Origin of the sequence: Mycobacterium sp. SMC-14, assembly GCF_046250075.1 — a bacterium.
Classification (GTDB): Bacteria; Actinomycetota; Actinomycetes; order Mycobacteriales; family Mycobacteriaceae; genus Mycobacterium.
The window spans coordinates 3,237,296-3,260,126 of sequence record NZ_CP176429.1 but is presented as its reverse complement, the minus strand read 5'-3'; the positions used below and the strand labels follow the sequence as shown (position 1 = coordinate 3,260,126).

Genomic DNA, 22,831 nt, shown 5'->3' with positions numbered 1-22,831 from the left:
AAGATGGACGCCATGGATGCGCTGATCGCCGGCCTGGACGAGGAGCAGCGTGCTGCGGTGCTGGCGCCGCGAGGCCCGGTCTGCGTTCTTGCCGGCGCCGGGACCGGCAAGACCCGCACCATCACCCACCGCATCGCCCAGCTTGTCGCCGGGGGGCACGTTGCGCCCGGACAGGTGCTGGCGGTGACGTTCACCCAGCGTGCCGCCGGCGAGATGCGGTCGCGGCTGCGCGCCCTGGGCTCGGCGGCCGGCGCGGGAGCGGCCGCCGGGGTCGGCGGAGTTCAGGCGCTGACGTTCCACGCCGCCGCCCGGCGGCAGTTGCGTTATTTCTGGCCGCGGGTGGTCGGCGCCACCGGTTGGGAACTGTTGGACCGCAAGTTCGGGGTGGTCGCCCGCGCCGCCGGCCACGCCGGCCTGCGGTTGAGCAATGACGACGTCCGCGACGTGGCCGGCGAGATCGAGTGGGCTAAGGCATCGCTGATCGGGCCGGAGCAGTATCCCGAGGCGGTGGCCGCGGCCGGCCGCGACACCCCGCTGGACGCCGCGAAACTGGCCGACGTCTACGCCGGGTATGAGGCGCTGAAGGCCCGCGGCGAAGTGGCGATGCTCGACTTCGACGACCTGCTGCTGCACACCGCCGCCGCCATCGAGAACGACCCGGCGGTGGCCGCCGAGTTCCGGGACCGCTACCGCTGCTTCGTCGTCGACGAATACCAGGACGTCACCCCACTGCAGCAGCGGGTGTTGTCGGCCTGGCTGGGGGAGCGCGACGATTTGACCGTGGTCGGCGACGCCAACCAGACCATCTATTCGTTCACCGGTGCCTCGCCGCGCTATCTGCTGGATTTCACTCGCCGGTTCCCGGACGCCGCGCTGGTGCGCCTGGAGCGCGACTACCGGTCCACCCCCGAGGTGGTGTCGCTGGCCAACCGGGTGATCGCCGCCGCGCGTGGGCGGGTGTCCGGCAGCAAGCTGAAGCTGATCGGTCAGCGCGAATCCGGCCCGGCGCCGGTCTTTCGGGAGCATCCCGACGAGGTCGCCGAGGCCGCGGCGGTCGCCAAGTCCATCGCCCGGCTGATCCACGACGGCACCGCTGCGGCCGAGATCGCCGTGCTGTATCGGATCAACGCGCAGTCAGAGGTCTACGAAGAGGCACTCACCGAGGCCGGCATCGCGTATCAGGTGCGCGGCGGGGAGGGGTTCTTCACCCGCCAGGAGATCCGCCAGGCGCTGGTCGCGTTGCAGCGGGCGGCAGAGCGCGGAGCGGACGGGCCGCTACCCGAGGTCGGCGATCGCCAGCGCGGCGAAGCCGGGCGCAGCGGGTCGCCGCTGTCGGAAACCGTGCGCGGTGTGTTGGAACCGCTCGGTCTGACCACCGAACCACCCAGTGGGGCCAAGGCGCGTGAACGCTGGGAGGCCCTCGGTGCACTGGCCGAACTTGTCGACGACGAGGTGGCACAACGTCCCGACCTCGATCTGCCCGCGCTGTTGACCGAACTGCGGATGCGAGCCGACTCCCGCCACCCGCCGACGGTGCAGGGCGTCACCCTGGCGTCACTGCACGCAGCCAAGGGCCTGGAGTGGGACGCGGTGTTTCTGGTCGGCCTCGCCGACGGCACCCTGCCCATCTCGCACGCCCTTGCGCACGGCGCGGACAGCGAGGCAGTCGAAGAGGAACGCAGACTGCTCTACGTCGGCGTCACCCGGGCCCGGATCCACCTCACGCTGAGCTGGGCGCTGGCCCGCGCCCCCGGCGGGCGGGCCGGCCGCAAACCATCGCGTTTCCTCAGCGGTATTGCCCCTCAGGCCGACACCACTGCCACCCCCGGCAAGCGACGGGCTCGGGGTGCCCCGAAGTACTGCCGCGTCTGCAACAAGGCGCTGGCCACTCCGGCGGCCATCATGCTCAGCCGCTGCGAGACCTGTGCTGCCGACGTCGACACGGAGCTGCTGGTGGCGCTCAAGGACTGGCGCCTGCGTACCGCAACCGAGCTGAAAGTGCCGGCTTACATCGTCTTTTCCGACAACACCCTGACCGCGATCGCCGAGATGCTGCCCGGCGACGAGGCCGCCCTGGTGGCCATCCCGGGCATCGGCGCGCGCAAGCTGGAACAGTTCGGCCCCGACGTGCTGGAACTGGTCCGCAACCGGGGTTGAAACCGGGGTTGAGCCGCCGCGGCGGTAATTCGGTTGTGGATCGGTGGGCCGAGCGGCTAGCCTCGGAACCCATGACCACGATCAACGTCCTGCGGGTAGCCGGCGCGCGCCATGCCGCTGCTGCCGAGGCGGCGGCGCGCCATGCCGCCGTCGCCGTAGACGCGTCCGTGCATCGGGGTTCGCCCTAGCAGCAGCCCCATCCCCGATGGCCACGGACCCGACCAGGATCCGTGGCCATTTTTTTGCTCGGTGGCCCGCCGACCGGCCCGGATCCGAATCCCACGAACCGACCGGAAAGCAGATACATCATGTCGAGAACCCTCAAGTTGCCGTGTAAGAGCGATCCCGACCTGTGGTTCGCCGACGACCCGGCCGATCTGGAGCGGGCCAAGGCGCTCTGCGCTCAGTGCCCGATCCGCCAGCAGTGCCTGGCAGCGGCGTTGCAGCGCGCCGAGCCGTGGGGTGTGTGGGGCGGCGAGATCCTCGACCGGGGCAGTGTCATCGGCCGCAAACGGCCGCGTGGCCGTCCCCGTAAGGAGCCGGTGGCCGCGTGAGCGGCCGCAGCATCAGGACGAGGGACTGACCGCGGCGTCTTCGGGGTCGGTGAAGCCCGGGACCAGTTCCTCGGAAAGCCGCTTGATCGGCACGTGGGCATCGAGCTGGCACATGATCGCCGTGGTAGACCCGAGCACCCGCATCGGCATCGCGAGCTTGGGCGGCAGATCCAGCTGGCGGGCGGTCTTGAGCTGCTCGACCGGGCGCTCCAGCTGCTTGCCGGCCATCCGCATCAGCCACTTGCGGGTGTAGTGGAACACTTCGACTTCCACCGGCTCGACGTGCTGGCGCAGCATCTCGTCGATCTCGCGCACCGAGACGGTCTGGCCCTTCTGAATGAAGCCGCCCTGGCGCATGGTCTCGATGACCTTGTCGTAGTTCTTGTCCCGTGCGTAGCGCACCGAGGCGCCCAGTTCCGGCGGGAAACCGCCGGGCATCGGTGCCACCGCGCCGAAGTCGATCACGCCCATCCGGCCGTCCGGCATCAGCATGAAGTTGCCGGGGTGAGCGTCGCCATGGATCAGCTCCAGCCGGCGCGCCGCGTCCCAGGTGAATTCGGCCAGCCGGGTTCCCATCAGGTCACGCTGCTCGACTGTGCCGTTGCGGATGATCTCGGCCATGCCGACGCCGTCGATCCACTCCTGGATCACTGTTTTGGGGGCGCTGGCCACCACGTTCGGAATCTGGAAGTGCGGGTGGCCGGCGTAGGCCTTGGCGAAGATGCGCTGGTTGTCGGCCTCGAGCCGATAGTCCAGCTCCATCTCGGTGCGCTCGATGAGCTCGTCGACGACGCCCTTGACGTCGACGCCGGGTGCCAGCTGCTTGAAGACGCCGGTCAACCGCCGGATCGTCTTGAGGTCGGCGCGCAGCGCCTCGTCGGCGCCGGGGTATTGGATCTTGACCGCGACGGGACGGCCGTCCGCCCACACCGCCTTGTGCACCTGGCCGATGCTGGCCGAGGCGATGGGGGTGTCGTCGAAGTCGGTGAACCGCTCCCGCCACTTGGTGCCCAGCTGTGCGTCGAGAACCCGGTGCACCTTGTCCGCGGGCAGCGGCGGGGCGTCTTTCTGCAGCTTGGTCAGCGCCTCCCGGTAGGGCTCGCCGAATTGCTCGGGGATGGCCGCTTCCATCACCGACAGGGCCTGGCCCACCTTCATGGCGCCGCCCTTGAGCTCACCGAGGACGGTGAACAACTGGTCGGCCGCCTTCTCCATGAGCTCGGCGGTGACCTCGTCCTTGGACTTGCCGGTCAGCCGTTTCCCGAGCCCGAGTGCTGCCCGGCCGGCGAAGCCGACGGGCAGGCTGGCCAGCTTCGCATTGCGCGCTGCGCTTCCGCGTTTGATTTCTGACACCTGTCCATCATCCATGACGTCGTTGTGGTGCCGGTCACCGCGGTGACAATTTTCAGTGCCGATCGAGGCCTCAGCAATCGCATAGCGGGTGCCGGACCCAGCGCCTCGTCACGATCGATCCGGCGGCCAGGTCCAGCTCCAGGGTGGCGTTCAGCGTCGGGGGAGCGGCCAGGCCCGCACCGGTTGCCGTCCCGCGCACTGCCGCAATCACCCGGTCGACTTGGCCCAGTGCCAAAGCCGCCGTCGCGAGCACCGTGGCCCGGTCGACGTAGGCGACGGTATGACGTAGTTGCGCGGCCACCGCGGGCCACGCGGCGTCCCGGTCCCGCCGGTGCAGGTCGGCGCACCCCAGGCAGCTGGTAACCCCCGGCAAGACCAGCGGGCCGACCACTCCGGTGCCGTCGCGCACCCGCACCGGCAGGTGCGGTACCCGCTCGGCGTGCAGTTCACGTATCAGTCTTGGGTCGGAGACCAGGTAGTCCGCCAGCACCACCAGATCGGTCCCGGCGGTGCTCACAACGGCGTGCGGATGACTGCTGTGCTGGACCACGGCGCTCGAGCAGCGCAGCGATTCGACGAGCAGATCCGACAAGGGGCCGCGGCCGTGCACCCGCAGCGAGACCGTGCGGCACTGACGGCGCGGCCCGGCGCCGCGGACTGCGACACCTGCGGCCACCAGCGCGGCCAACAGGGCGTCCAGCTCCGCGGTGTCCACCGGACCGTGTTGGGCGGCTTCGTGGTGCAGCGCGGTGCCGGTGGTCGGGATCTGCATCACGCGCAGGACGGTGGCCAGCGCGGCCGTGCTCAGCCCGCGTGGCGGCTGCACCAGCACGGCGCGCCGCGGGTCCCAGCCGACCTGCACAGCACCGTCGGGGCGCAGCAACACCGGCAGCGCCGGATCGAGGGTGTAGGTGGCGGTCTCGGAACCAACCCTTCTCACGCACGCGACCCTGCCATGTCGGGCGGCAACAGCTCTCCCGTCATCCACAGGGGCGCGCAACGATGCGCCGGGCGGCCTCCACAGCGGCGCCACGCTGGCGCGCGATGACGGTGCGGTCGGTGAGGGTTTCGTAGGGGTCGGGGGAGTGGGCCCAGGCCAGGCCGATACCGAACAGCAGGGCCAGCAGATCGAGGGGCTCAAAGGAGCTGTCCACGTGCCCGTCGGTCTGGGCGGTTTCGATGGCGGTGATCGCGTGCTCGAAGATCGCCTGCCCGTCGGCGTGGGGCTCATCGAGGGCCAGGCCTTCCAGGCGCGCCCAGGTGATCATGCGGAGGTGCTCGGGGCGGCTTCTGCCCAAATCGTAGACGTCGCCGGCGAATTCGGGCACCGCGTCGGGCCGAAGAGTGACCGACCGATAGAAGGCTGCCACGTCGGTGGCCACCACTTCCCGAAACAGTGCTTCCTTGTCGCCGAAGTGGGCGTAGAGACGTTCCTTGCTGGCGTGCGCCTGGCGGGCGATGCGGTCGATGCGCGAGCCGGCAAGCCCATGGCGAGCGAACTCGACGCGGGCAGCGTCCAGTATCTGGTCACGTAGCTGCGTGGCGCTCCTCCTCACAGCAAGATCATAACCATACGAACTAGTTCGTTCTGTAATGTGAGGACATGCACGTGCTCCATGACACTGACGCGATCCTGAACCACCCGCCGCGAGTCGAGGCCATGCGGCGGGCGGTGGAGGCCGTCGCCGACGCGGTCACGCCCGTCGTCGAGGCATACCGACCCTACGTCGAGGGGCTCGACAACCTACCCGCCGATGGTCGATTTCTCTTGGTAGGCAACCACACTCAGGTCAGTGTGGAAGCCTTGTTGATTCCGTTCCATGTTCGGCGGGCGATCGGCAGACGGGTCCGGCCATTGACCGACCGGCAGTTCGGGCGCATGCGGGGCCCGGCGCGGGATCTACTCGCCGCCGCGGGGGCGCTGGTAGGCGCGCCCGAACCCGTCCGCGAACTGATGCGCCGAGGCGAGCCCATTCTGGTGTTCCCCGGCGGCGGTCGCGAGATTCCCAAATTCAAGGGGGAGGAGTACACGCTGCGCTGGCAGGGCCGGGCCGGCTTCGCCCGTCTCGCAGTCGAACACGACTATCCGATCGTGCCGGTCGGATTGGTCGGTGGCGATGACGTCTACCGAAGCCTGAGTCGTCGCGGTGGCAGTTGGGAGCGCTTCAGCTCGGCCGTTTCCCGACGGCTTGCCGGCCCGCCGGACATGGCCATCCCCCTGCAGCACGGCATCGGCCCGACCCTTATCCCGCGCCCGCAGCGGATGTACTTGCGCTTCGGCGCCCCCATCGAAACCATCAAGCCGGACCGCGTCTCGAGCGAGAGATGGGTTGCCACCGTGCGGGAGTCGACTCAGCAGTCGCTCGAGCGGATCTTGGCCGAGCTGCTGGACGTCCGAGCCGAGGATCCCTACCGGCACCTCAATCCGTTGGCTTGGCGGCACGCCGTCTCACCACCAGTACGCCACTGATCTGGCGGCGGCGACTCAGTCGGCGGTGTCGTCGCTGTTGTTGCCGGCCTCCCGCTGGAACTCCGCAATCGCCTGGTCGATGGCCGAGTCGACGTCGCTGGAGCCACCGATGATGCGGTCGATGAACGCGGCCGGCTCGTCGAGATCGGAGGACTCGGGCAACAGGTCGGGGTGCTGCCACACCTTGTCGCGAGCGTCGGATCCGACCGCCGTGGTCAACCGCTCCCACAGCACGGCGGCCTCGCGCAGCTTGCGCGGTCGCAGTTCCAGACCGACCAGGGTGGCGAAGGTCTGCTCGGCCGGGCCACCGGTGGCCCGTCGGCGGCGCAGCATCTCCGAGAGTGCGGCGGTGCCCGGGATGCGGTCGCCGAGCGCCGCATTGACCACGGTCTGCACCCAGCCCTCGATCAAGGCCAGCAGGGTCTCGAGGCGCTCCAATGCGGCGAGTTGCTCTGGAGTCGACTTGGGCTCGAACACGCCTTGGTTGAGCAGTTCATTCATGGCCGAGGGGTCGGTCATCGCTGCCGGATCGAAGCCCTGAGCCAGTTCCTCGATGCCCCGGATGTCGATCTTGATCCCCCGGGCGTAAGCCTCCACAGCGCTGAGCAACTGGTTGGACAGCCACGGCACGTGGGTGAACAACCGGTGATGGGCGGCCTCGCGGGCGGCCAGGAAGGTGACGATCTCACTGCGCGGCTGTTCCAGCCCGCCGGCCAATTCCTCGATCGCACCGGGCAGCAGCGCGGCCACCCCGCTGGGGCCCAGCGGCAGGCCGATGTCGGTCGAGGTCAGCACCTCTCCGGACAGCCGTCCCAGCGCCTGGCCCAATTGGGAACCGAACGCCAACCCGCCCATCTGCGACATTACCGACAACAGTGGGCCGGCCATGCTCTTGGCCTCTTCTGGCAGTGCCGACGCCCACACCGACGAAACCTGTTCGGCCATCGGGTCGCACAGTCGCTGCCAGGTCGTCATGGTGTGCTCGACCCAGTCCACGGGCGTCCAGGCGACCCCGCTGGTGGTGCCGGCCGGAAGCGAGGTGGCCCCGTCGAGCCAGGTTTCGGCCAGGTGCACCGCGTCGCCGATCGCGGTCGCGGTCGACGCGGTGACGGGCGAGACCGAACCGATCGACTTGGTCGCGACCTGTCGTGCCAGGTCGTAGTTGACCGGCCCGGCCGGTCGGCCGTCGGCACTCACCTGGCCGGCGCCGCTGAACATCTGCCCGAGCTGGGTGAAAACCTGACCCAGATCGGCCATGTTGAAGCCAGCACCCATACCGAACGGGTCGGTGGGCCCGGAGCCTCGCTCGCGGTCGGGGTCGTCCCCGGAAGAGAAACCGAAGGGCAGATCAGCCATAGACACAACCGTACTCACCGGCAACCTCCGGCGGTACGACACGCCGCCACCGGTGGTCGGGCCGTTACCGCCTGGGCGGCGGCCGTTTACCATACCCGGGGTGAACAGGCGGATTCTGACGCTGTTGGCGGCTGTGCTGCCGGTGATCGCATTCGGCGTGCTGCTGACGGCGGTGACGGTGCCCTTCGTGTCCCTGGGGCCGGGCCCCACGTTCGACACCCTCGGCATGATCGACGGCAAACAGGTGGTCGACATCGAGGGGACCACCACGCACCCGACGACCGGTCACCTCAACATGACCACGGTGTCCCAGCGCGACGGTCTGACGCTGGGCGAGGCGCTTGCTCTGTGGCTGTCCGGACGTGAGCAGCTCATGCCTCGTGACCTGGTATATCCGCCCGGCAAGTCCCGTCAGGAAGTCGACGAGAGCAACGACGCCGACTTCCGTGCGTCCGAGCAGAGCGCCGAGTACGCCGCGCTGGGCTACCTGCGCTACCCGTCAGCGGTCACCCTCGCCGACGTCCACGACCCGGGACCGTCGGCCGGCGCGCTGCAGCGCGGCGACGCCGTGGACGCCGTGGACGGCGAACCGGTCTACACCGTGCAGCAGTTCACCGCGCGGCTGGCCGACACCAAGCCGGGCCAGACGGTTGTCATCGACTACCGGCGCAAGAACTCAGCGCCCGGTACGGCGCGGATTACGCTCGGAGAGAACAAGGACCGCCCGAACGGATTCCTGGGCGTGTCCGTCCTCGATGCGCCCTGGGCGCCGTTCACCATCGACTTCAACCTGGCCAACATCGGCGGCCCGTCGGCGGGGCTGATGTTCTCGCTGGCCGTCGTCGACAAGCTGACCACCGGCACCCTGGCCGGGCCGAATTTCGTTGCCGGCACCGGGGTCATCAAGGCCAACGGCCAGGTCGACTCAATCGGCGGGATCGCGCACAAGATGATGGCGGCCCGCGAGGCCGGCGCGACGGTGTTTCTGGTCCCGGCCGACAACTGCTACGAAGCCAGAAACGACGACAAGGGTCTGCAACTGGTGAAGGTCGACAACCTCGCCCAGGCGGTTGGCGCGCTGCGAACCATCACCGACGGAGGTCAGCCGCCCTCTTGCTGAGACTTCGTTGGCTACAGTGGGGCCGTCAGGAACAACTGAGCTAGGGAGCGTGGCACGTGGGGATGCGGCCCACCGCGAGGATGCCGAAATTGACCGCGCGCAGCCGGATCATGGTCGGCAGCGCGTTCGTCGTGATCGCGCTGCTGCTGGTGGGGCCGCGGCTGATCGACGGCTATGTCGACTGGTTGTGGTTCGGCGAGCTGGGCTACCGCTCGGTGTTCGTCACCACGTTGCTGACCCGGCTGATCACGTTCGTCGTGGTGACGCTGCTGGTAGGCGGAATCGTGTTCGCCGCGATGGCCACGGCCTTCCGGGTCCGGCCGGTGTTCGTGCCCAGCAACGGGGTCAACGACCCGGTGGCGCGGTATCGGACCACCGTGCTGTCGCGGCTGCGACTGTTCGGATTCGGGATTCCGGCCGGCATCGGTGTGCTGGCGGGAATCGTCGCGCAGAGCTACTGGGTGCGCATTCAGCTGTTCCTGCGTGGCGGTGACTTCGGGATCAACGATCCGCAGTTCGGCAAGGATCTGGGCTTCTACGCCTTCGACCTGCCGTTCTACCGGCTGGTGGTGGGGCTGCTGCTGGCGACGCTGTGCCTGGCCACCATCGCCAACCTGACCACGCACTACATCTTCGGCGGCATTCGGCTGTCCGGCCGGGCCGGCGCCCTGAGCCGCCCGGCGCGCATCCAGGTGGTCAGCCTGATCGGCACCCTGGTGCTGCTCAAGGCCGGGGCCTACTGGCTGGATCGCTATGAGCTGCTCAGCCACACCCGAACGGGCAAGCCCTTCACCGGAGCCGGCTACACCGACATCAATGCGGTGCTGCCGGCCAAGATGATCCTGCTGGCGATCGCCCTGATCTGCGCGGTCGCGGTGTTCTCGGCGATCGTGCTGCGCGACTTGCAGATTCCGGCGATCGGTTTGGTGCTGCTGCTGCTGTCGTCGGTCGTGGTCGGCGCGGGCTGGCCACTGATCGTCGAACAGTTCAGCGTCAAGCCGAACGCGGCGCAGAAGGAAAGCGAGTACATCTCCCGCTCCATCACGGCGACTCGAGCGGCCTATGGGCTGACCGAAGATGTGGTCACCTACCGGGACTACCGCGGTGATGCGCGAGCGACGGCCGCTCAGGTGGGCGCCGATGCGGCCACCACCTCCAATATCCGGCTGCTGGACCCGACCATTGTCAGCCCGGCGTTCACCCAGTTTCAGCAGGGCAAGAACTTCTACTACTTCCCCGACCAGCTCACCATCGACCGGTATCGCGACGACGAGGGCCAACTGCGTGACTACGTGGTCGCCGCCCGCGAGCTGAACCCGGATCGACTGATCGACAACCAGCGTGACTGGATCAACCGGCACACGGTGTTCACCCACGGCAACGGGTTCATCGCCTCGCCGGCCAACACCGTGCGCGGTATCGCCAACGACCCCAACCAGAACGGTGGATACCCGGAGTTCTTGGCCAACGTCGTCGGCGCCAACGGCGGTGTCGTCTCCGATGGGCCGGCCCGCCTGGACCAGCCGCGTGTCTACTACGGTCCGGTGATCGCCGACACCGTCGCCGACTACGCGATCGTCGGACGCAATGGTGCCGACCGCGAGTACGACTACGAGACCAACACCGAGACCAAGAACTACACCTACACCGGCACCGGCGGTGTAGGCGTAGGAAACTGGTTGGCCCGCAGCGTATTCGCCGCGAAGTTCGCCGAGCGCAACTTCTTGTTCTCCAATGTGATCGGCGCGGACAGCAAGATCTTGTTCAACCGCGACCCGGCGAGCCGGGTCCAGGCGGTGGCGCCCTGGCTGACCACCGATTCCACGGTGTACCCGGCGATCGTCAACAAGCGACTGGTGTGGATCATCGACGGCTACACCACGCTGGACAACTACCCGTACTCGGAGCTGACGTCGCTGTCGTCGGCGACTGCGGACTCCAAAGACGTGGAGTTCAACCGGCTGCTGCCGGACCGGCGGGTGTCCTACATCCGCAACTCGGTGAAGGCCACCGTCGACGCCTACGACGGAACGGTGAGCCTGTACGCCCAAGATGAGCACGACCCGGTGCTGCGGGCATGGATGAAGGTGTTCCCCGGAACGGTCAAACCGAAGTCCGACATCTCGCCCGAGCTCGCCGAGCACCTGCGCTACCCCGAAGACCTGTTCAAGGTGCAGCGCATGTTGTTGGCCAAGTACCACGTCAACGACCCGGTGACGTTCTTCTCCACCTCGGACTTCTGGGACGTGCCGCTGGACCCCAACCCGACCGCCAGCAGCTTCCAGCCGCCGTACTACATCGTCGCGAAAAACCTTGCCAAGGGTGATAATTCGGCGTCCTACCAGCTGACCAGCGCGATGAACCGATTCAAGCGCGACTATCTGGCCGCCTACATCAGCGCCAGCTCGGATCCGGACACCTACGGCAAGATCACCGTGCTGACCATTCCCGGGCAGGTCAACGGGCCCAAGCTGGCCAACAACGCGATCACCACCGACACGACGGTCAGCCAGGACCTCGGTGTGATCGGTCGCGACAATCAGAACCGCATCCGGTGGGGCAATCTGCTGACTCTGCCGGTCGCACAGGGCGGTCTGCTCTACGTCGAACCGGTCTATGCCTCACCGGGTTCCAGCGACGCCTCGTCGTCGTACCCGCGCTTGATCCGGGTGGCGATGATGTACAACGACAAGATCGGTTACGGGCCGACGGTCTCCGACGCGCTGACCGGTCTGTTCGGGCCCGGCGCGAGCGCGGCAGCCACCGACATCGCCCCCACCGAGAGCGGCGCGGCGGCGCAGGGGACACCGCCCTCGGCCACCCCGCCGGTGGCCGCGGTACCCGCACCGCCGTCCGCCGAAGCCGGATTGTCCCCGGCTAAAGCTGCGGCGCTGCGCGAGATCGAGGCGGCGCTCACCGCGGTGCGAGACACCCAGCACCGCGGCGACTTCGCGGCCTACGGTGCGGCGCTGCAACGCCTCGACGACGCGATGGCCAAGTTCAACAGCGCCAAATAGCGCGCGGTGCGCTCAGGCGCCGAACAACGCGGAGTGCATCAGCGTGCGCACGCATGCCTGCTCATAGGCCAGGTGGGGTGTGCCGGCCTCCGCCGTGTCCGGGGCGGGCCGGTCGTAGTGCACCAGCCGGCCGATATCGACCACTAGGCCCATCGCGGCGTGTACCAGGAATCGGGCGGCTGTGGCGGTGAGTTCGGGCCGCACCGAGCGCAACAGCCCGACCCACGAGTCGATGGTGGAACGCTGCACATTCCGCAGCAGCTTCCGGTCGGATCCGGACAGGTGGATCTGTTCGCTGTAGTAGATCGCCGCAAGTTCCGGGTTGGCGAACGAGGTGGCCACGTAGATGTCGATCAGTTGCGTCAGCGCTTCTCGCGGTTCGGGCCCATTGGTGTTGACCACCGACAGCTCCGCGGAGAGCCGGTCGGACGAGCGTCGTAGCGCGGTGCTGAGGATGTCGGCCTTGCCGGGAAAATAGCGGTAGATACTTGAGATTCGCAGCCCGGCGGTTTTGGCGATCTGGGCCACGCTGGTTTCGCCGTACCCCTGACGGTGAAACAGCATCATCGAGGCGTGCAGCACCGCTTCGTACATCCCGGCATCCGCGGTGAAGATGCGTGCTCCGAGGGCGCCGGTCGTAAAGTCTTCCGGCACAGGCAGTTCGGTGTGCAGCAATGCCCACGACGCCGCGGTCATCAAGTCGGTGATGTCGGTGACCGTGGCACGTAGGTGGTGGTCGGTGATGCCTCCGGCGACACTGAGCAACGCTGCCGAGAGCATCTGTCGGTGCAACAGGGGTGCCTGCGGCTGTAGTTCGGCCAGCGGTTGCTGCAGGCGTTGGTTGACCAGCCGTAGTTGATCCAACAGCGCCGTCGCGTCGGGTTCGCGCAGATAGCGGGCCTGCCATCGGTACAGGCCGCCGGATTCGCGGTTGCGCAGTGCGACGTCGATCAGGGCGTGTATCAGCTGATCGAGTGCTGCCGCAGGGCCGGCTGCGGGGTCGGCAACGACGTCGGTGACGTCGACAAGTTGTTGGCTCAACGCCAGGACCGCGACGCGGAACAGGTCGTACTTACTGGCGTAGTGCCGGTAGAGGGCGGGGGCCGAGACACCGACCTCGGTGGCGATGTTCTCCACGCTGACCGCGTGATAGCCCAGGGTGCTGAACGATTCGGCGGCAGCCCTAGCGATCTGGTCCTTGCGATCTTTGGGGCGCCGCCGGGTCGTCCGTGCGGTATCAGCCACGCGTGGCGCCCAACGAGGTAGTCGGCTGATGCTGTGCCGCGGTGCGAAGTGCGGCGCGCGCCCTGGCGTTCCAGTGGTGCCTGGGGGTCAGCGACGAGAGCTGAGTCAACCGGACGAACTGGCGCAGCGACCATCGGTCGGCTGCAGTGACGTCGACCCCGGTGAGCTCGCGGGCGCGGGGGTGTTGCAGGGCGCGGATCGCGGGGCGGGGGACCGTGCGCATCCACCAATCGGTGGGAGCGAAGATCTGCTCGCGGAACGGCTCGAAATGGGCACCGGCCTTCAGGTGCGTTTGGCAGTAGTCCTCGAAATACTCGACGAACTCCGGCCAGGTCGCAGGCATTGGCCGGGTTGATACGCCGTATCGGCGATACCAGGCACAGCACTCCTGATAGAGCTGCTCGTGTTCGTCGGCGTCGAGGGGCCGAATGAAGGTATTGACCATGACGACGAGGGACTCTACGTAAGCGCTGTGCTGAAAATGGAACAGGTCGGGGTTCAACGCGTGGTATTTGTCGCCGAATTCGTCGACGCCCTTGACATGCTCGTGGGCGAAGCGCATCTGGGGCCGCATGTCGAGGTCGGCGTAGGCGTAGTTGACGGCTTGGGTGAAGGTGCGTTTCTTGTGCAACCAGATGCGCTTGCGCATCAGGGCGTGTTCGCTGATGCCGGCGGCAATGCCGGGATGCAGCAGCAGCAGACACACCGCTCGGGGCAACACGAACAGGTAGCGCCGGTCGGCCAGGAAGTGCCACAGCAGGCTGTCGGGACCTAGGCCGTCATCGTGGTGGGTCGCCATGGTCAGATCAGCGCCTTGTGCCGGCGGATGCGGTGGCGGACATCGGCCATCAGCACACTGTAGTTGGCGGTCCGGATGAACCGGGGAATGAAGCGGTTCACAAACGACACGAACAGGAAGAGATTCTCGAACCGGCGTTGTTCGGTAGGCGTCCATTGCACACCGAGCAGCTCACGGAAGCGCGGCGCCAGAAGCCCGATCGTCAAGAACCGCAGCAGCGGCCCGAGGAGCACCCGAAAGATCGGGTTGACCATCTTCAGGTCGACCAACCGCATGAGGTAGTCGCGGACAGCGTCGTCCATCTCCAGAGTTTGGCAGGTGGTGTTCCAGTAGGTATCGAAGTCGGCGCGGGTGGGCGGCCATTGGTCATCGGTGACCTGCAAGGTGGTGCCAAGCGGCCAGGCGTGGTGGTAGAACGTCTCCGCCTGTTCCTCGGTCATTTTGCCGCGCAACAGCTGGTAGGTGTCCTCGTAGAAGACGAACAGGCATGCGGCGACCCACAGTTGCAGATCGCGGTCGAAGGCGTTGTATTTGACCGGGCTGTCCGCCGTGGAGCGAACCTGCCGATGCGCGACGTTGACCGCGTCACGGTAGGCGCCACGTTCCTCCTCGGTGCCCAGCACCGCGACGGCCATGTATTGAGCCGTGGTGCGCAAGCGCTTCCACGGATGTTCCATCAGCGAACCGGATTTCACCCGACTCTCCACGACGCCGTAGCCGACGCCGGGCATGCTCAACTGCATGATGACGTTGGCGGCCGCCGCCGCTGCCGACCAAAAGTCCAGCGCCTCAGTCAGATCGACGGGGCGAACGTCAGTACGCGGGGTGTAGTGGTCGATGTGGATTCGGGTTCCGGCGGCATTCAGGGCCGACGTCTCGGGGGAGGCCCGGATGCCGAACACCCTGACGACCCGATCAATTGTCCGTACCAGAAACATCATCCGAGCGGCCTCCGATGTTGTGGGGCGACATTGCGTTTCGCGCTCACTGCATGCAGACGTTGGCGATCGCCAGCACCGGCCACGCCACGATGGAACCCAGGAACGACACCGCCAGGTCTAGGCCGTGCATCTCGTGTAGGCGGGTGGTGTGGGTCAGTGACCAGATTAGCCCGACGATCAGATAGGGGGCCCCAAGGATGAAGCCCAGGCCGATCAGCTCTCCGACAGTCATCCGATAGCTCAGTAGACGGCCCAGGCCGTCAAGGAGTCCGGGCATCTGTTGTCTCTCTCACTGTTGTGGCCCCGGAATGCAGCATGGCACAAGATGGCCGGTCCGACAAGAGAGAAGTTAATTTTGGTTTGCAGTCGCGGAGTGGCTGACCGAACTGGCTGGGCTTGGGTGATATTTGCGCCAATGAAGTGCGAGAATCCGGTCCTCATTGGCCAACTGGCGCGCCGATAGGGGCGGGATGAGGCAGTTGTTGCCACGGAACCGATCGCCATTTTGTTAATTTCGGTTTCACCCTGTTTTGGGGGTGGCTCGGGGTCGATGTCGTCGGCGGTAGCGGTACCGAATGCAGGCGATTTGGCGCCTGGGCCACCCGTTCGGTAACCTCGTAGATACCGACGCGGGGTGGAGCAGCTCGGTAGCTCGCTGGGCTCATAACCCAGAGGTCGCAGGTTCGAATCCTGTCCCCGCTACTAGTGAGAACGGCCCCCGGAGATTTCTCCGGGGGCCGTTGTCGTGCGGGTCGTTGGTTCCGCCGGCGACGCTGCGTTCGTCACCCGTCGGTTTCTGGGGCCTTGAAGCTGACCACCTCGCCCCGGTTGATCGACACCCAGTCGCGCGCTTGCAAATAGGGCTGGAACGTCTCGGCAATGCGCTGTTCGTCGGCGGGAGTCTTCGGCCGCTGGAGCTCGTACAGATGCGGAAACTCGGTCCAGCCGACAACGACGTCCCACAAGCGCACCGCAGCGTCGCCGGTGGGTGGATCGATGAGCACCGGCCCGAAGAGGCACTGCCCGTCGGGAAAGAACAGCGTGGGTACGCCATAGCCGCCGGCGGCGACCACCCGCTCATGGTCGGCCAGTACCTCGTCGCTGGTCGTCGGGTCGGCGATCGCCCGGTCGACGAGCTCGGGGTCGAATCCGAGTTCTGCCAGCAGATGGCGGGCGACCGCCTTCTCGTGCGGCTTGCGGCCCTCAACGTGCAAGGCGCGGCCGGCGCGCTCGTACCAGGCATCGACGTCGGCCATCGATTGGCGACGCAGCAGTGCTCCGATGCGCATCATCGACCAGCCGTAGGACCACTCGCGTTCCCAGGGGTGCTTCTTGCCCTCTTGGCGATTGATCTCCTCCAGGCTGAAGAAGCGCCAGTTGACCGTGAGGCCCGTCAGGTCGCGGACCTCCCGGATCCACCGCGAAGTCTGGTAGGCGTACGGGCACATGACGTCGAAGTGGAAGTCCACCGAATCCGGGCGACTGGTCACATCGTGAACCGCAGGTTGCGGGCGGCCCGGTCGCCGAGTTCGCCGTCGCCCATCCAGGTGACGGCGCCGGAGTCGATCTGGACCTGCGGGTCGATGCGCCCGCACGCCAGTTGGATGAAGGTCGTGGAATCGGTGGCCACCGTGACATCCGGATTGTCCAGGTGATCAACAGCTTTGGCTCGGCCATCCACAGCGACATGCAACTGGCGCGTGATGGGTCCGGTGAGGTCGAAGGTGATGCTCTTTGCGTCGGGAAGGCCCACCTTCTTGCCGACGATGTAGCCCAAGGAGCCGGCCACCTCGGCTAGTGCGATCTCAGCTCCCAGGCCGGTGTCGTCGGTTGTGCGCCCGAGCGGGGTGGTGATGTCTCGTTCGTGTACCCAGAAGTCGAAGACCCGGATCTCCAGGAACCGTCCGTAGGTGGCCGGGCCGATCGGAGTCCACGACGGCCGCATCAGATCCGCGTCGGACAACGCGGCTAGGTCGCGTCGGCGACGGTCATAGATACCGCGCACCAGTTCGCGGTACGCCGCTAGGTCGGTGTTGGCTTCGCGCAGGAAGTCCGCGGCTTTCTCGAACGGCGGCGGGGTGCGATCGTCGTCGGGCAGCCACCCTGTCATTACCGCTTCGATGCTGGTGACGTGGTTGATCACGTCACGGACGGTCCAATCCGGGCAGAGTGACTGAGCGCCCCACTCGGCGTTGCTGAGATCGGCGCACAGGGCTTCGATCGCGTCGTAGCAAGACCGCAGCGCGGTGGCGATCCTGGCCACACTGTCGGGTTCCGGTGTCTTCAATGCCGTCTACTCCTTCGCGGCCAGGACTCCCTACGAGCATCGGACACGCACGAGCAGATATCAAGGAAATGGCGACGCCGGACGTCAAATCACCCACGGTGCAACCAGCGTCATTGCCCCCAGCACCGCCAACCCGATGAAGAAGGCCACGATGGTAAAGCCCATCACCTGGCGGACATTGAGCTTGGCGATCGCCAACAGGGGCAGCAGCCAGAACGGCTGGATCATGTTCGCAACCCCCTCGCCGACGGCCACGGCCATCGACACCAACCCGAGATAGGCCGGTGACTGCTGGCCGATCGCCAGCGCGGAGTCGACGGCTATCGGGCCCTGCACCGCCCAGTGTCCGCCGCCGGACGGCACGAACAGGCTGATGATCACCGAGCCGATGAAGGTCAGGAACGGCAAGGTGTACTCGGTGGCGCCATTGACCAGCATCTGGGCCAGCAGCGTCTGCAGCGGCTTGGCGTCGTCGGCGCCGGTGTACGCCAGCAGCCCCACCAGTCCGCCGTAAAGCGGATACTGCAGCAACAGGGGGCCCGATACTTTGGCCGCACCGGTGAACGCGCGGATGAAGCGGATCGGCGTGCGGTGCAACAGGGCGGCGGTGATGGTGAACAGCATGATCATCGAGGAGATGTTCAGCGCGAAATCACTGGCCACGAAATACGTGATGCCCGCCGCGAACAGCAGCACATTGAGGATCCACTGGTTCTCCAGCCATTCGGCGAACGTCGTGCTGCGCTGGTCGGCGATCTCCGGCTCTTCCTCGAACACGGCGGGATCCGGCGCAAGAGCGTCAGCCGGCTCCATGCGCCACACCGCGAGCGCGAGCACCCCCAGCACGATCATCGCCGACAGCCAGCTGTACGGCTGAAAGATGGTCTGACTCAACGGCACTGTGAACCCGGCGATCTTATGGATCACGTTGATGGGGCTGCCGGCATCGGTGTTGGCCAGCGCGATCGAGGACGAGAGCCCCTGCGTCCAGACGATGAAACCCATGAACGCCGCGGCGATCAGATAACCGAAATGCGACTCGGGGAAACGTCGCGCCACCTGCCGGGCGACCAGTGCGCCGGCCACCAGCCCCAGGCCCCAGTTCAGCAGGGACGCGGCGGCACTGACGGTAAAGCAGAGCAGCGCCCCCTGCACCTGGCTGCGCGGCAGCGCCGCGACACGCACGATGGCCCGCTTCAGCACGGGCGCCTCGGCCAGCGTGTAGCCGGTCACCAGAATCAGCACCATCTGGAAGGCGAAGGTGAAGATGTTCTGCTGGCCCCACACCCCGGCGTACCACGCGTGCAGCATGCCGCTGGCCGACGCTCCGCGCACCAGAGCGGCGACCAGCCCGGCGACGATCAAGGTGAGGATCACCGCGAACAGATACGGGTCGGGCATCAGGCGCTCGACGTAGCGGACACTGAGCCCGGTGAGCGACTGCATGACGGCTCGGCGTGGTGTCGGTTGCTCGGTCTTCACGCCATCTGCCCGCAGCTCGGTCATCGGGCCAGCCTCTCGTTGTGAAAAACCGCTCGCACCGCGAACGCTCGTGCGTTGTGCCACGATAAATGCCGCGGCCGCTCGAGCCGGCGTTTTCAGCGCATGGTGGCGTGCAGCGCGTCGGTCATCGCCCCGATGGCGGCCTCGCGCTCCAGCGGCCAGCCGTCGACCAGCCACAGGTGCATGAACGAGTCGACCATGGTGTACATCATCGCGATGGCCAGCCGCAGCTGGTCCTCGGTAGCGCCGGGCATGGCGTCGGCCTCGATCCACTCGGTGATGTTGGCCTCCATGGTCGCTCGGTGCGCCGCGGCGAACTCCGGATCGGCCGCCCGCGCCTGATGCAGTGCCATGTAGAGCTGTGGCGCGGAGGTGTAGAAGTCGACCACCTTCTCGAAGAAGGCCTTGATCGACGGCCGTCCCGCTCTGCCGCCGCGCGGGGCGTCCTGTTGGGACCAGACGGTCATCCGGGTGTTGCGCAGTTCGCGCAGTACCGCCGCCTTGGAGTCGAAGTGGAGATAGAACGTCGCCCGCCCTATCCCGGCCCGGCGCACGATGTCGTCGATGGTCACCGCGACGTAGCCGCGTTCGGCGAACGCCTCCAGCGCGGCGGCCATGATGTGATCGCGGGTCATGGCGCGGTGCCGGTCGCGCATCGTGAGTCGCGGGGCGGTGGAGGTCATTTCAGGATCACCCCCTCCAACCGACCGGTGGAGCGCCACGCGCTGAGCATCTCGAAGAAATCGACCGGCTTGCCCCCGAAATTGGTCGACAGCATGCCGTGCGGATTCTCCCGATCGCCCTCGGAACTCAGGTAACTCGGCGTGCACTCGGCGTAGAAGGCCTTGGGTTTCTCCGACGCTTCGTCCATCGCGGCCAGCCACTGGTCCTCGGCGGCCTTGGTGGCCTCGATGGTGTCCGCGCCCCGCTGCGCGAACGTGCCGACCAGGTAGGCGAAATGGCGGGCCCGCTCCTCGGCGGTGTGGGTGTAGTTGGGGGAGACCCCGGATTGGGTGTAGCCCAGGAAGAAGCAGTTGGGGAAGCCGTGGGTCTGCAGGCCATGCAGCGTCCGCATTCCTTTGGCCCACTTGTCGCTCAGGCGCACCTCGTCGCGGCCGACGATCTCGAAGCCGAGCCGACGGGTGAATTCGGTGCCCACCTCGAAACCGGTCGCGAAGACCAGCGCATCGAGGTCGTACTCGACCCCGTCGACCACGACGGCGGTCTCGGTGAACCGATCCACGCCGCGCCCGTCGGTGTCGACCAACTCGACGTTGTCCCGGTTGAACGTATCGAGGTACTGGTCGTGGTAGCCGGGGCGCTTGCAGTTCAACCGATACCACGGCTTGAGCGATTCGGCGGTCTTGCGGTCGCGCACGGTGTCATCGATCCGGGCGCGCAACCGTTGCATCGCCACATAGTCGGCGTGGAACAGGAAGTCGGCGATCTCCTCGGGCGTCATCTGGCGACCGAGGCGTTGAGTCTCGCGCAGCACTGCGGGTTCGCTCAGTTCCAGGGCCTTCTGCGTCCAGCCGTCATTGGTGAGGTCGAGGTCCATCTCCACCCCGCAGGTGACTCGGGTGAAGTTCTCCATGCGTTCGCGTTGCCAACCCGGCTGCAGGCTGGCCGCCCACGCTGGGTCGGTGGGCCGGTTGCCTCGCACCGCGACGGTGCTCGGGGTTCGTTGGAAGACGTAGAGCTGCTGTGCCCATTCGCCGAGGTGCGGGATGCACTGCAGCCCCGTCGAACCGGTGCCGATGACGCCGACACGCTTGTCGGACAACTTGGTCAGCCCGCCGGATTCGTCGCCGCCGGTGTAGCCGAAGTCCCAGCGGCTGGTGTGAAAGGTGTGCCCGCGGAATTCGTTGATGCCGGCGATACCCGGCAATTTCGGTCGGGTGAGCGATCCGGGGGAGACGGCGACCAGCGTGGCGGTGAATGCGTCGCCGCGATCGGTGGCGATGTGCCACCGATTGGCCACGTCGTCCCAGCGCAGGCCGGTGACCGTGGTGCCCAACAAGGCGTTGTCGTACAGACGGTAGTGCTTGGCGATGTTCTGCAGGTGCTCGCGGATCTCCGGGCCGTGTGCGTAGCGCTCGGTGGGCACGTAGTTCAGCTCTTCGAGCAGCGGCAGATAGATGTAGGACTCGACGTCACACTGCACCCCGGGGTAGCGGTTCCAGTACCAGGTGCCGCCGAAGTCGCCGGCGGTGTCGATCATCCGGATGTCGCCGATCTCGGCTTCCTGCAGCCGCGCGGCGGCGACCAGGCTGCCCAGACCCGCGCCGATGATCGCCACCTGGACGTGGTCGTGCACCGGAAGGCGATCGACGCGCTGCGTCCACGGATCGTCGGCGTAGTGCGAGAAATCGGCGGTGACCTCGATGAACTGGCCCACGGCGTCGGGGCGCATCCGTTTGTCGCGTTCCAGCGCGTACTTCGCACGCACCCACGCGGGGTCGTACTTCGCCGGCTGCGGTCCCAGGGAGCTGGCCGTGGGTGGCATCGCCTCGTGCTCCTTGCGTCATCAATCTCACTGGACATAGTGTCCAGTGAACAGACTAGGCGATAGCTGGCCAGACGCAACGTATATTGTCTCGACCCAGTTCGACCGGCCTCAGCGCGGAGCCACGGGCGCGGTGCGGAGGGCGGCGGCGATGTCGTCGAGCGCCCGGGCGGCGTCGTCGAACGGCCAGCGGATGAACTCGTGGATCATGCCGGCATAGCGATTGACGGTGGTCAGAACGCCCGCTTGCTGGAGTCGAGCGCCGTAATGTTCGCCCTCGTCGCGCAGGGCGTCGTATTCAGCGGTGACGATGAACGCCGGTGGAAGCTGTTCAAGTCCGGGGGCCAAAAGCGGTGAGACGTGAGCATCGAGTTTCTCGTGGTCGCCGTTGAGATAGTGGTTCATGAACCACTGCTGGGTCGCCCGGCTGATGTTCCCGTACTTTCCCGCGAACTCTTGGATGGACACGTTCGATCGCCGAAAGTCCAAGTCCGGGTAGATCAATACCTGGTGCGTGATGGCCGGGCCGCCGGCGTCGCGTGCCATCAGCGTGACCACCGCGGCGAGGTTGCCGCCGGCGCTGTCACCGGCGACGGCAATGTTTGTGCCGTCGCCTCCGAATTCGCCGGCATTGATAGCGACCCACTGCGCCGCGGCGAAGCCGGCGTTGATCGCTGCCGGGTATTTGTGCTCGGGGGCCAGGGGATAGTCGACCGAGACGACGACACGACCGGAGCGATTGGCCAGCGCCCGGGCCAATCCGTCGTGGGTGTCCAGATCGCCGAGCACGAAGCCACCGCCATGGAAGAAGACGATCACTGGGCGCGGTTCGTCCGGCTGTGGGTGGTAGATCCGAACCGGTAGCTCGCCGGCCGGCGTGGAGATGATTCGGTCGCGAACGCTTGCGACGGCTTCGCCGCTGCCGGCGGCTTGGGTCATCAGTCGCATGGCCTGGCGGACCTGCTCGGGGGTGAAGGTGTGCAGGTCGGCAAAGTTGCTGCCGGCCAGGCGTTCCAGATGGGCTTGGACCTGCGGATGTAGTGGCATGGCACTCGGTGTCCTTTCCTCGGGGGCGGTTCGTCGCTAGTCTCTGACTTGAACCACGCTTCAAGTCAAGGGGATGGCGATGCTGGACATTGCGGAGGTGGCGAGTCGATCGGGCCTGGCGTCATCGGCGCTGCGGTTCTACGAGCGGCGCGGGCTGATCAGTTCGGGTGCACGCAACGGCCTTCGCCGCACCTACGAACCGGCCGTGCTCGACCGGCTCGCCCTCATCGGCTGTGCCAAAGCGGCCGGATTCACGCTGGCTCAGATCGAGCGGTTCCTGCGGGCCACGCCCAGCGACACCGAGTTACGTGCGCGAATGGCCGAGAAAGCCCGCCAAGTCGATGAGGAGATCGCCCGCCTCACCCGGATGCGGGACAGCCTCACACACGCCGTGACCTGCACCCATACGCCGTTGGTCGAGTGCCCGGAGTTCAAGGCGCGCATCAGCGATACCTAGCAACTCGTCGGCTTCGCGG

Annotated in this window: 20 protein-coding genes and 1 tRNA gene; 7 read left to right on the top strand and 14 right to left on the bottom strand. The window is 66.8% G+C overall.

The window, feature by feature from the left end; all coding sequences use genetic code 11:
• Window positions 1–3: 3 nt before the first annotated feature.
• Window positions 4–2,157 (top strand): ATP-dependent DNA helicase UvrD2, encoded by a 2,154-nt coding sequence (locus ACKY0W_RS15430; protein ID WP_409434780.1) that lies wholly within the window; start codon window positions 4–6, stop codon window positions 2,155–2,157.
• Window positions 2,158–2,465: 308 nt separating this feature from the next.
• The gene (locus tag ACKY0W_RS15425) at window positions 2,466–2,711 is read left to right on the top strand and encodes a WhiB family transcriptional regulator (RefSeq protein ID WP_409434779.1); all 246 of its coding nucleotides are present in this window, start codon (window positions 2,466–2,468) and stop codon (window positions 2,709–2,711) included.
• A gap of 12 nt (window positions 2,712–2,723) precedes the next feature.
• Here the strand turns inward: ACKY0W_RS15425 and ACKY0W_RS15420 are convergent, their stop codons facing one another.
• Genes ACKY0W_RS15420 through ACKY0W_RS15410 form a run of 3 tightly spaced genes read right to left on the bottom strand, consistent with a single transcriptional unit; the run spans window position 2,724 to window position 5,620 of the window.
• Window positions 2,724–4,079, bottom strand: a complete 1,356-nt coding sequence (locus ACKY0W_RS15420) for an ABC1 kinase family protein (protein WP_409434778.1) — start codon at window positions 4,077–4,079, stop codon at window positions 2,724–2,726.
• Window positions 4,080–4,134: 55 nt separating this feature from the next.
• On the bottom strand, window positions 4,135–5,004 hold the full coding sequence (locus ACKY0W_RS15415; RefSeq protein WP_409434777.1) for a cyclodehydratase: 870 nt from the start codon (window positions 5,002–5,004) through the stop codon (window positions 4,135–4,137).
• 40 nt (window positions 5,005–5,044) lie between these two features.
• Window positions 5,045–5,620: a TetR family transcriptional regulator gene (locus tag ACKY0W_RS15410; protein WP_409434776.1), complete on the bottom strand. Its 576-nt coding sequence runs from the start codon at window positions 5,618–5,620 to the stop codon at window positions 5,045–5,047.
• A 47-nt stretch (window positions 5,621–5,667) separates the two neighbouring features.
• On the opposite strand from ACKY0W_RS15410, the gene ACKY0W_RS15405 reads away from it, so the two are divergent.
• Window positions 5,668–6,534 (top strand): lysophospholipid acyltransferase family protein, encoded by an 867-nt coding sequence (locus ACKY0W_RS15405; RefSeq protein WP_409434775.1) that lies wholly within the window; start codon window positions 5,668–5,670, stop codon window positions 6,532–6,534.
• 15 nt (window positions 6,535–6,549) lie between these two features.
• On the opposite strand, the gene ACKY0W_RS15400 is transcribed toward ACKY0W_RS15405, so the two are convergent.
• Window positions 6,550–7,890, bottom strand: coding sequence for a zinc-dependent metalloprotease (locus ACKY0W_RS15400; protein WP_409434774.1), 1,341 nt, complete (start codon window positions 7,888–7,890; stop codon window positions 6,550–6,552).
• A gap of 100 nt (window positions 7,891–7,990) precedes the next feature.
• Here ACKY0W_RS15400 and ACKY0W_RS15395 point away from each other — a divergent pair, with 100 nt between their 5' ends.
• Complete coding sequence (locus tag ACKY0W_RS15395; protein ID WP_409434773.1) at window positions 7,991–9,010, top strand: PDZ domain-containing protein; 1,020 nt, start codon at window positions 7,991–7,993, stop codon at window positions 9,008–9,010.
• Between the two features lie 56 nt (window positions 9,011–9,066).
• Entirely contained in the window at window positions 9,067–12,027 is a 2,961-nt protein-coding gene (locus ACKY0W_RS15390) for a UPF0182 family protein (protein WP_409434772.1), read from the top strand.
• A 12-nt stretch (window positions 12,028–12,039) separates the two neighbouring features.
• Here the strand turns inward: ACKY0W_RS15390 and ACKY0W_RS15385 are convergent, their stop codons facing one another.
• Genes ACKY0W_RS15385 through ACKY0W_RS15370 form a run of 4 tightly spaced genes read right to left on the bottom strand, consistent with a single transcriptional unit; the run spans window position 12,040 to window position 15,289 of the window.
• Window positions 12,040–13,272, bottom strand: coding sequence for a TetR/AcrR family transcriptional regulator (locus ACKY0W_RS15385; protein WP_409434771.1), 1,233 nt, complete (start codon window positions 13,270–13,272; stop codon window positions 12,040–12,042).
• Complete coding sequence (locus ACKY0W_RS15380; protein ID WP_409434770.1) at window positions 13,265–14,071, bottom strand: oxygenase MpaB family protein; 807 nt, start codon at window positions 14,069–14,071, stop codon at window positions 13,265–13,267. Before ACKY0W_RS15380 ends, ACKY0W_RS15385 begins: the two co-directional genes overlap by 8 nt.
• Window positions 14,072–14,073: 2 nt before the next feature.
• Window positions 14,074–15,012 (bottom strand): oxygenase MpaB family protein, encoded by a 939-nt coding sequence (locus ACKY0W_RS15375; RefSeq protein WP_409434769.1) that lies wholly within the window; start codon window positions 15,010–15,012, stop codon window positions 14,074–14,076.
• A 43-nt stretch (window positions 15,013–15,055) separates the two neighbouring features.
• Window positions 15,056–15,289, bottom strand: a complete 234-nt coding sequence (locus tag ACKY0W_RS15370) for a hypothetical protein (protein WP_409434768.1) — start codon at window positions 15,287–15,289, stop codon at window positions 15,056–15,058.
• A gap of 351 nt (window positions 15,290–15,640) precedes the next feature.
• On the opposite strand from ACKY0W_RS15370, the gene ACKY0W_RS15365 reads away from it, so the two are divergent.
• A tRNA-Met gene (locus ACKY0W_RS15365) sits at window positions 15,641–15,714 on the top strand.
• 80 nt (window positions 15,715–15,794) lie between these two features.
• Here ACKY0W_RS15365 and ACKY0W_RS15360 read toward each other — a convergent pair.
• The 6 genes from ACKY0W_RS15360 to ACKY0W_RS15335 form a co-directional block, all read right to left on the bottom strand.
• Window positions 15,795–16,502 (bottom strand): DsbA family protein, encoded by a 708-nt coding sequence (locus tag ACKY0W_RS15360; RefSeq protein WP_409434767.1) that lies wholly within the window; start codon window positions 16,500–16,502, stop codon window positions 15,795–15,797.
• On the bottom strand, window positions 16,499–17,299 hold the full coding sequence (locus ACKY0W_RS15355) for a maleylpyruvate isomerase family mycothiol-dependent enzyme (RefSeq protein ID WP_409434766.1): 801 nt from the start codon (window positions 17,297–17,299) through the stop codon (window positions 16,499–16,501). The genes ACKY0W_RS15360 and ACKY0W_RS15355 overlap by 4 nt, the downstream gene beginning before the upstream one ends.
• 84 nt (window positions 17,300–17,383) lie before the next feature.
• Window positions 17,384–18,805, bottom strand: coding sequence for a TIGR00366 family protein (locus ACKY0W_RS15350; RefSeq protein WP_409434765.1), 1,422 nt, complete (start codon window positions 18,803–18,805; stop codon window positions 17,384–17,386).
• Window positions 18,806–18,897: 92 nt separating this feature from the next.
• Window positions 18,898–19,485 carry a TetR/AcrR family transcriptional regulator gene (locus ACKY0W_RS15345; RefSeq protein WP_409434764.1) on the bottom strand — a complete coding sequence of 196 codons (588 nt, stop codon included), beginning with the start codon at window positions 19,483–19,485 and terminating at the stop codon, window positions 18,898–18,900.
• Window positions 19,482–21,308 (bottom strand): flavin-containing monooxygenase, encoded by a 1,827-nt coding sequence (locus tag ACKY0W_RS15340; protein ID WP_409434763.1) that lies wholly within the window; start codon window positions 21,306–21,308, stop codon window positions 19,482–19,484. The genes ACKY0W_RS15345 and ACKY0W_RS15340 overlap by 4 nt, the downstream gene beginning before the upstream one ends.
• Before the next feature lie 111 nt (window positions 21,309–21,419).
• Complete coding sequence (locus ACKY0W_RS15335) at window positions 21,420–22,355, bottom strand: alpha/beta hydrolase (RefSeq protein ID WP_409434762.1); 936 nt, start codon at window positions 22,353–22,355, stop codon at window positions 21,420–21,422.
• 79 nt (window positions 22,356–22,434) lie between these two features.
• Between ACKY0W_RS15335 and ACKY0W_RS15330 the strand changes: the two genes are divergently transcribed.
• Window positions 22,435–22,812 (top strand): MerR family transcriptional regulator, encoded by a 378-nt coding sequence (locus ACKY0W_RS15330; RefSeq protein WP_409434761.1) that lies wholly within the window; start codon window positions 22,435–22,437, stop codon window positions 22,810–22,812.
• Window positions 22,813–22,831: the final 19 nt, after the last annotated feature.